Source organism: Azospirillum sp. B506 (genome assembly GCF_000333595.1).
Classification (GTDB): Bacteria; Pseudomonadota; Alphaproteobacteria; order Azospirillales; family Azospirillaceae; genus Azospirillum.
This window is the reverse complement of the sequence record NZ_BADK01000795.1, coordinates 1-7,620: the sequence shown is the minus strand read 5'-3', so window position 1 is coordinate 7,620 and position 7,620 is coordinate 1. Positions and strand designations below refer to the sequence as shown.

Genomic DNA, 7,620 nt, shown 5'->3' with positions numbered 1-7,620 from the left:
ATGTCGGCCTCCTGCCGGCCGAGATAGCCGGCATATTTGCCGTCGATCTCCAACTGCTCGGCAATCTCCGGCGCGATCTCTCCCAGCTCCGGCCACAGGCGGGCGAGGGCGGCAAGGTCGATCTCGGGGTAGCGCAGCAGGTCGGCAGCACTGCGGCGCACGCCATCCTGGTTCACCGCGACACCCTGGCGGGCCAGCTCCGCCGGCGTCGCCTGCAGCGCGGCGACCAGCGCCCGACCGGCCGACAGTGCCGCACTCTTGGCTGCAAAGACATCGCGGCGCTCGGAGCCAACACAGCCGATGGCGACACCCTTGTCGGTCAGCCGCTGGTCGGCGTTGTCGGCGCGCAGCAACAGCCGGTATTCGGCGCGCGAGGTGAACATCCGGTAAGGCTCGTTGGTGCCTCGACCGATCAGGTCGTCGATCAGCACGCCGATATAGGCATCGGCACGGTCGAGCACGAAGCCGTCGCGGTTGCCGCCCGCCGCCAGCGCCGCGTTGATGCCGGCCATCAGCCCCTGGGCGGCTGCCTCCTCATAGCCGGTGGTGCCGTTGATTTGGCCGGCAAGGAACAGGCGCGGCGCCCGGCGGGTCTCCAGCGTCGGCTTCAGTTCGCGGGGGTCGACATAATCATACTCGATGGCGTAGCCGGGACGGATCATCGTCACCTTCTCCAGACCCGGCATGCTGGCGAGGATACCGAGCTGCACGTCGCGGGGCAGGGAGGTGGAGATGCCGTTCGGGTAGACCGTGGGATCGTCCAGTCCTTCCGGTTCGAGGAAAATCTGGTGTTTGTCCTTCTCGGCAAAGCGGACGACCTTGTCCTCGATGGACGGGCAGTACCGCGGCCCGGTGCCGGTGATCTGGCCGGAATACATCGGCGCGCGGTGGAGGTTGGCGCGGATCAGCGCATGGGCTTCCGGTGTCGTCCAGGTGATTGCGCAGTCGATCTGCGGCGTATCGATCCGCTCCGTCATGTAGGAGAAGGGCGGGGGCGGCATATCGCCCGGCTGTTTCTCCAGCGCGTCCCAGTCGATGGTGCGTCCGTCGAGCCGCGGCGGCGTGCCGGTCTTGAGACGGCCGAGCGGGAAGCCGAGGCGGGCAAGCGTTTCCGACAGGCCGATGGAGGGTGCCTCACCGACACGGCCGGCGGGAGTGCGCTCCTCGCCGATGTGGATCAGGCCGCGCAAAAAGGTGCCGGTGGTCAGCACCACGGCACCGGCCTGGATGGACTCGCCAGCGCTGGTGACGACGCCGGCGATCCGCTGCCCGGCATCGACGATCAGATCCTCGGCACCGCCGGCTTCGATGAACAGGTTCTCCTGTTCGGCCAACAGATCCTGCATCGCCTGACGATAGAGCTTGCGGTCAGCCTGCGCGCGCGGGCCACGGACAGCGGGACCCTTGCTGCGGTTCAGGATGCGGAACTGGATGCCGCCGCGGTCGATGGCCTTCGCCATCACCCCGTCCAGCGCATCGATCTCCCGCACCAAGTGACCCTTGGCCAAGCCGCCGATGGCGGGGTTGCAGGACATTTCGCCGATGGTTTCGACCTTGTGGGTCAGCAGGAGCGTGCGCGCACCCATGCGCGCTGCCGCCGCAGCCGCCTCACAGCCGGCGTGACCGCCGCCGACAACGATGACATCATAGCTTCGCATGTGCGGGACCATAGCCGAATGGCGGCCCGGATCCAAGAGGGAGGCAGGAAGGCGGATCGGGGACACGCGCCGCAGGTCAGCGCTGTTTCACGTGAAACACGCCCCCGCCAGCCACCCTTATTGCCCACCTCATTTGCCGATGCAGAAGTCCCGGAAGATCACGTCCAGCAAATCCTCCACATCGACCCGGCCGGTGATGCGTCCCAGCGCCCGGCTGGCGAGCCGCACATCCTCCGCCGCCAGTTCGGGAAGCGGTGCGTCCAATGCCCGCCACAGTGACTCCCGGCATTCAATCAGCGCGGCACGGTGACGGGCGCGGGTCAAGGACGGCGCGCTGCCGATGGCGAGACGGTCGGCGCTGAATTCCGTCAGTTTTTCTTCCAGCAGCTTCAACCCGTCGCCGGTCTGAGCAGAGACCAGGATCGGCGACAGATCACGGCGCAGGTCCGTGGTGGTCGTAAGGTCGGTCTTGTTGAACACCACCACGGTGTCGCGGTCGACCAGGTTCAGCGTCGCCGGGTCGAGGTCGGGTAGGGTGGTGGCGTCGAATACCGCCACTTTCACGTCGGCTCGCGCCGCGCGGTCGCGGGCACGGCGGATGCCTTCCTCTTCCACCTCGTCAGCGGCCGCCTCGCGCAATCCCGCCGTGTCAGCCAGCACGACTGGATAGCCGCCGAGGTCGAGATGCACCTCGATGATGTCCCGGGTGGTGCCGGCGCGGGCGGAGACGATGGCGGCGTCCCGCCGGGCAAGCGCATTCAACAGGCTCGATTTGCCGGCATTGGGTGCGCCGACGATGGCGATGTGCAGGCCTTCCCGCAGGCGCTCGCCGCGGCCGCCGTCATCGAGATGTGCGGCGATCTCGTCGGCCAAATCGGCGATCACCGGGCGGACGGCATCGGTGACGCCGCCGGGAAGATCCTCCTCGGCAAAGTCGATGTCCGCCTCGATGTGGGCGAGCGCGCGGGTCAGCCGCTGGCGCCAACCGTCATAAAGCTCGCCGAGCGCACCCTCCATCTGCCGCAAGGCCTGCCGGCGCTGCGCGGTGGTCTCGGCGTCGATAAGGTCGGCGACGGCTTCGGCTTCGGTCAGGTCGAGCTTGCCATTCTCGAAGGCGCGGCGGGTGAACTCGCCGGGCTCGGCCAGCCGCAGGCCGGGCAGGGTGGCAAGCGCCTCGATCACGCCAGTGACGACGGCACGACCGCCATGCAGGTGAAGCTCCACCACATCCTCGCCGGTGAAGCTGGCAGGGGCGGTGAAGCGCAGGACCAGAGCATCGTCGAGGGCATCGCTGGTGCGCGGGTCGCACAGCTTGGTCAGCACGGCGCGGCGTGCGGCCGGCAAGGGACGGCCGGTCAGCGCGGTGAGAGCGGATCCCGCCTCCGGCCCCGAAATGCGAACCACCGCCACACCGGACCGGCCGGGGGCAGTGGCGAGCGCATAGATGGTGGTGAACAAATTGGTGGCGGACATCGGGAGAGGATCAGCCCTTCTGCTCGGGCCGCAACTCCCGCTGCTCCGTCGTCAGCATCAACCGTTCGACGCGGCGGCCCTCGACCAGATGGGTCTGCAGGATTTCGTCGATATCGCCGGTGCTGTGATAGGTGTACCAGACGCCTTCCGGATAGATCACCAGGGTCGGCCCCAACTCGCAGCGGTCTAGACAGCCGGCGGAGTTGATCCGCACCTTGCCGTCGAAGCCGAGTTCGCGGGCACGGGCCTTCATATAATCGCGCAGCTTCTCCGAGCCGTGGGCGGCGCAGGATCCGCGCCGGTGCCCATCGGGACGGCGGTTGGTGCAACAGAAGACATGGGCTTCGAAATAGGGCTTCTGCGAGTCCATAACGTGATCGGTCACTTTCTTCCTTCCTGGCCCAGGGCCGAGGCCATCTGGGACCAAAACATCTTCTGCATCTGCTCCATGCCCTGGATGCCGGCCGGAAGCCAGGTCTTCAGCATCGTCTCCGGATCCATGGCCTGGAGGTTTGCACGCATCCGTTCCTGGATCTCGTGCATCATGGCATCCTGCATCGGCTTCACATCGGGCAGGCCCAGGAAATGCCGGGCCTCGTCCGGGGTGCAGTCGATGTCGACGGTGATTTTCATGGGACCCCCTTCCAGACCGGGAACCGCGAACCCGACTCCAAAAATCAATGGATCCGGCAGCGGTCCAGCCATTGGCCGTGTTGATTTTGGGGTTGAGCACGGTGGCGGCTCATGCCCCACTATACAGATAGGATGCACTGGCGCAACGCCACCCCGGCGCCACCTATTGAGCAACGACACACCAACAGATCGGACACCGCCATGCCCGCCACTCCGTTGGGCGAGAACCTGCTGGGCCGGGAGACGAGCCCCTATCTGCTGCAGCACAAGGACAACCCCGTCCACTGGATGGCTTGGGGTCCGGAGGCCTTCGCCCGTGCCAGGGCGGAGAACAAGCCGGTGCTGCTGTCGGTCGGCTATGCCGCCTGCCACTGGTGCCATGTGATGGCGCACGAAAGCTTCGAGAATCCCGAGATCGCCGGGCTGATGAACGAGCTGTTCGTCAACATCAAGGTCGACCGGGAAGAGCGGCCGGACCTCGACACCATCTACCAGTCGGCCCTGGCACTGCTGGGCCAGCAGGGCGGCTGGCCGCTGACCATGTTCCTGACCCCCGACGCCGAGCCCTTCTGGGGCGGCACCTATTTCCCGCCGGCCGCACGCTATGGCCGGGCCGGCTTCCCCGATGTGCTGCGCGGCATCGCCGGCACCTATGCCCAGGAACCCGACAAGGTCGGCAAAAATGTCGACGCACTGAAATCGGCGCTCGCCGGAATGGGCGAAAACCGGCCGGCCGGTGCCGTCGATGCCGGCGTCCTCGATCAGGTTGCCCAACGGCTGCTGCGCGAGGTCGATCCGATCCATGGCGGCATCGGCAGCGCGCCGAAATTCCCTCAGGTCCCGCTGTTCGAACTGCTGTGGCGGGCATGGCAGCGCACCGGACGCGAACCCTTCCGCGAGGCGGTGACCCACACGCTGGCCAACATGGCGCAGGGCGGCATCTACGACCATCTCGGTGGCGGCTTCGCCCGCTATTCGGTCGACGAACGCTGGCTGGTGCCGCATTTCGAGAAGATGCTCTACGACAATGCCGAGCTGCTCGACCTGATGACGCTGGTCTGGCAGGAGACGCGCGACCCGCTGCTGGAGACGCGCATCCGCGAGACGGTCGGCTGGCTGCTGCGCGAGATGATCGCCGACGGCGGTGGTTTCGCCGCGACGCTGGATGCCGACAGCGAGGGCGAGGAGGGACTCTTCTACATATGGAACGAGGAGGAGGTCGACCGGCTGCTGGCCCCGGCGCTGGGGGCCGATGGGCTGGCGACGTTTAAGCGCATTTACGAGGTGCTACCCCAGGGCAATTGGGAAGGTGCCACCATCCTGAACCGGCTTGGCGGTCTGGCCCTGGCCGACGACGCCACCGAGGCGACGCTCGCCAAAGGCCGGGAGGTTCTGCTGAGGGCACGGGCCAAGCGGGTGCGGCCGGGCTGGGACGACAAGGTGCTGGCCGACTGGAACGGCCTGATGATCGCCGCATTGACCCATGCCGCCCTTGCGCTGGACGAGCCGGACTGGCTGGACGCCGCCGGCCGCGCCTTCGCCTTCGTCCGCGACCGCATGGACACCGACGGGCGGCTCTGCCACAGCTGGCGGCACGGGCAGGGCAAGCACGCCGGCATGCTCGACGACTACGCCCAGATGGCACGGGCGGCCCTGGCGCTGCATGAGGCGACCGGGGATCCGGCGGCGCTCGACCGGGCGAAGGGTTGGGTGGCGGCACTCGACGCCCATTTCTGGGACGATGCCAACGGCGGCTATTTCTTCACCGCCGACGATGCCGAAGGGCTGATCGTCCGCACCAAGACCGCTTACGACAACGCGACGCCCAGCGGCAACGGCACCATGTTGGCGGTGCTGGCCACCCTGTTCCAGCGCACCGGCGAGGACGCCTATCGCGACCGGGCGGAGGCGCTCGCCGCTGCCTTCTCCGGTGAACTGACGCGCAACTTCTTCCCGTTGCCGACCTTCCTGAACGCGGTGGAGCTGATGACGGCGCCGTTGCAGATCGTCATCGTCGGCCCACCCCGGACGGCGGAGACGGAGGCGCTGCGCCGCACCGTTCTGGACCGCTCGCTGCCCAACCGCATCCTGACCGTGCTGGCGCCGGGGGCGGATCTGCCCGCCACCCATCCGGCACAGGGGAAGGGGATGCGCGACGGGATGGCCACCGCCTATGTCTGCCGTGGCATGACCTGTTCGGCACCGGTGACGGCGCCAGCGGATCTGGCCGCTCTTCTGGCAATGAAAGCCTGATCGAACGCCACACTCGTGGGGAGGAAACCATGGCGCGTCTTTCCATCGACAGCCCGCTCGGCCCCCTGATGCTGACCGGGGACGGATCCGCCCTCACCTCGGTCGGGTGGGGCCGATTCGACCGGGACGAGCCGGATGCCGTGCTGGTCGAAACCGCTCGCCAGCTGGAGGGCTATTTCGCCGGACGTCTTCAGCTCTTCGACCTGCCGCTGAAGCCGGCGGGCACCGCCTTCCGCCGCAGTGTCTGGGATGCGATGCTGGCGATCCCCTATGGCGGCACCGCCACCTATGGCGGGATGGCGAAGCTGCTGGACAGCGGGCCGCGCGCGGTTGGCGGTGCCTGTGGCGCAAACCCGATTCCCATCGTCATCCCCTGCCACCGGGTGCTGGCCAGCGGCGGCGCGCCCGGCGGCTATTCCGGCCATGGCGGGCTCGATACCAAGGCATGGCTGCTGGCGCTGGAGCGCCGCCATGCCGGCATAAGCCTGGGCAACGGTGCGGCGGCCGAGCAGTTCGCGCTGCTCTGAAGCCCGAGCGACAGTCAACGACCAACGACAAGGGAAACCAACCACCATGGTTCACGCGATCCGCATCCATGAGCACGGCGGGCCGGAGGTTCTGCGCTGGGACGAGATCGAGGTGGGACAGCCCGGTCCGGGACAGGTGCGCATCCGCCAGACCGCGGTCGGGCTGAACTACATCGACACCTATCACCGTTCCGGCGCCTACAAGCTGCCGGATCTGCCGGCGGTGATCGGCATGGCCGGGACCGGCGTGGTGGAGGCGCTGGGTCCGGACGTCACCACGCTGAAAATCGGCGACCGCGTCGGCTACGCCATGTCCATCGGCGCCTATGCCGAGAGCCGGCTGATCGCCGCCGACCGGCTGGTGCCGCTACCGAGCTGGCTCGACGAGCAGGCAACCGCCGCGACGCTGCTGCAGGGGCTGACCGCACAGTATCTGCTGCGCAGCACCTATGTGGTCCAACCCGGCGACACCATCCTGGTCCAGGCCGCCGCCGGCGGGGTGGGCCTGCTGCTGTGCTCCTGGGCACGCCATCTCGGCGCCACGGTGATCGGCACCGTCGGGTCGGAGGAGAAGGCCGAGCTGGCCAAGGCCCATGGCTGCCACCACACCATCGACTACAGCCGCGAGGACTTCGTCGTCCGGGTGAAGGAGCTGACGGGCGGGCAGGGCGTGCCGGTGGTGTATGACGGCGTCGGCAGGACGACCTTCCTCAAGGGATTGGACTGCCTGCGGCCGCGCGGCCTGATGGTGCTGTTCGGAGCCGCGTCGGGCGCACCGGCCCCGCTGGATCTGGGGCTGCTGTCGGCCAAAGGGTCGCTCTATGTGACGCGGCCGACGCTGGCGACCTACACCGCCAAGCGCGAAGATCTGATGGCCTCGGCCGCCGATCTGTTCGACGCGGTGAAAAATGGCGGGGTGACGTTCACGGTCAACCAGCGCTTCGCCTTGAAGGACACCGCAGACGCGCACCGCGCGCTTGAATCGCGGGCGACGACGGGATCGACGGTGCTGGTGCCGTAAATGGGCGGATCGGGGGAGCGGAAAACCCCGCTCCCTCACTCCACCGCCCAAAGCG

At 67.7% G+C, this 7,620-nt stretch carries 7 protein-coding genes; 3 read left to right on the top strand and 4 right to left on the bottom strand.

Annotated elements, in window-relative coordinates; genetic code table 11:
- The 4 genes from mnmG to I71_RS25115 form a co-directional block, all read right to left on the bottom strand.
- Nucleotides 1-1,658, bottom strand: a 1,658-nt coding sequence (gene mnmG, locus I71_RS25130; RefSeq protein ID WP_199902254.1) for a tRNA uridine-5-carboxymethylaminomethyl(34) synthesis enzyme MnmG, incomplete at its 3' end; no start/stop codon positions are given.
- Nucleotides 1,659-1,787: 129 nt separating this feature from the next.
- On the bottom strand, nucleotides 1,788-3,131 hold the full coding sequence (gene mnmE / locus I71_RS25125; RefSeq protein ID WP_042700165.1) for a tRNA uridine-5-carboxymethylaminomethyl(34) synthesis GTPase MnmE: 1,344 nt from the start codon (nucleotides 3,129-3,131) through the stop codon (nucleotides 1,788-1,790).
- Nucleotides 3,132-3,141: 10 nt separating this feature from the next.
- Nucleotides 3,142-3,501: a ferredoxin gene (locus I71_RS25120; protein ID WP_042700162.1), complete on the bottom strand. Its 360-nt coding sequence runs from the start codon at nucleotides 3,499-3,501 to the stop codon at nucleotides 3,142-3,144.
- 11 nt (nucleotides 3,502-3,512) lie between these two features.
- Nucleotides 3,513-3,764 carry a DUF6489 family protein gene (locus I71_RS25115; RefSeq protein ID WP_014249167.1) on the bottom strand — a complete coding sequence of 84 codons (252 nt, stop codon included), beginning with the start codon at nucleotides 3,762-3,764 and terminating at the stop codon, nucleotides 3,513-3,515.
- A 201-nt stretch (nucleotides 3,765-3,965) separates the two neighbouring features.
- Here I71_RS25115 and I71_RS25110 point away from each other — a divergent pair, with 201 nt between their 5' ends.
- Genes I71_RS25110 through I71_RS25100 form a run of 3 tightly spaced genes read left to right on the top strand, consistent with a single transcriptional unit; the run spans nucleotide 3,966 to nucleotide 7,565 of the window.
- Nucleotides 3,966-6,017: a thioredoxin domain-containing protein gene (locus tag I71_RS25110; protein WP_042700159.1), complete on the top strand. Its 2,052-nt coding sequence runs from the start codon at nucleotides 3,966-3,968 to the stop codon at nucleotides 6,015-6,017.
- A 29-nt stretch (nucleotides 6,018-6,046) separates the two neighbouring features.
- The gene (locus I71_RS25105; protein WP_042700156.1) at nucleotides 6,047-6,544 is read left to right on the top strand and encodes a methylated-DNA--[protein]-cysteine S-methyltransferase; all 498 of its coding nucleotides are present in this window, start codon (nucleotides 6,047-6,049) and stop codon (nucleotides 6,542-6,544) included.
- Between the two features lie 46 nt (nucleotides 6,545-6,590).
- Nucleotides 6,591-7,565, top strand: a complete 975-nt coding sequence (locus I71_RS25100) for a quinone oxidoreductase (protein ID WP_042700153.1) — start codon at nucleotides 6,591-6,593, stop codon at nucleotides 7,563-7,565.
- Nucleotides 7,566-7,620 lie beyond the last annotated feature (55 nt).

What these genes read in the sequence shown, in the direction of transcription:
- I71_RS25120 (WP_042700162.1), bottom strand. Translation starts at nt 3,501, where the DNA reads ATGGACTCGCAGAAGCCCTATTTCGAAGCCCATGTCTTCTGTTGCACC.
- I71_RS25105 (WP_042700156.1), top strand. Translation starts at nt 6,047, where the DNA reads ATGGCGCGTCTTTCCATCGACAGCCCGCTCGGCCCCCTGATGCTGACC.
- I71_RS25110 (WP_042700159.1), top strand. Translation starts at nt 3,966, where the DNA reads ATGCCCGCCACTCCGTTGGGCGAGAACCTGCTGGGCCGGGAGACGAGC.
- I71_RS25115 (WP_014249167.1), bottom strand. Translation starts at nt 3,764, where the DNA reads ATGAAAATCACCGTCGACATCGACTGCACCCCGGACGAGGCCCGGCAT.
- mnmE (WP_042700165.1), bottom strand. Translation starts at nt 3,131, where the DNA reads ATGTCCGCCACCAATTTGTTCACCACCATCTATGCGCTCGCCACTGCC.
- I71_RS25100 (WP_042700153.1), top strand. Translation starts at nt 6,591, where the DNA reads ATGGTTCACGCGATCCGCATCCATGAGCACGGCGGGCCGGAGGTTCTG.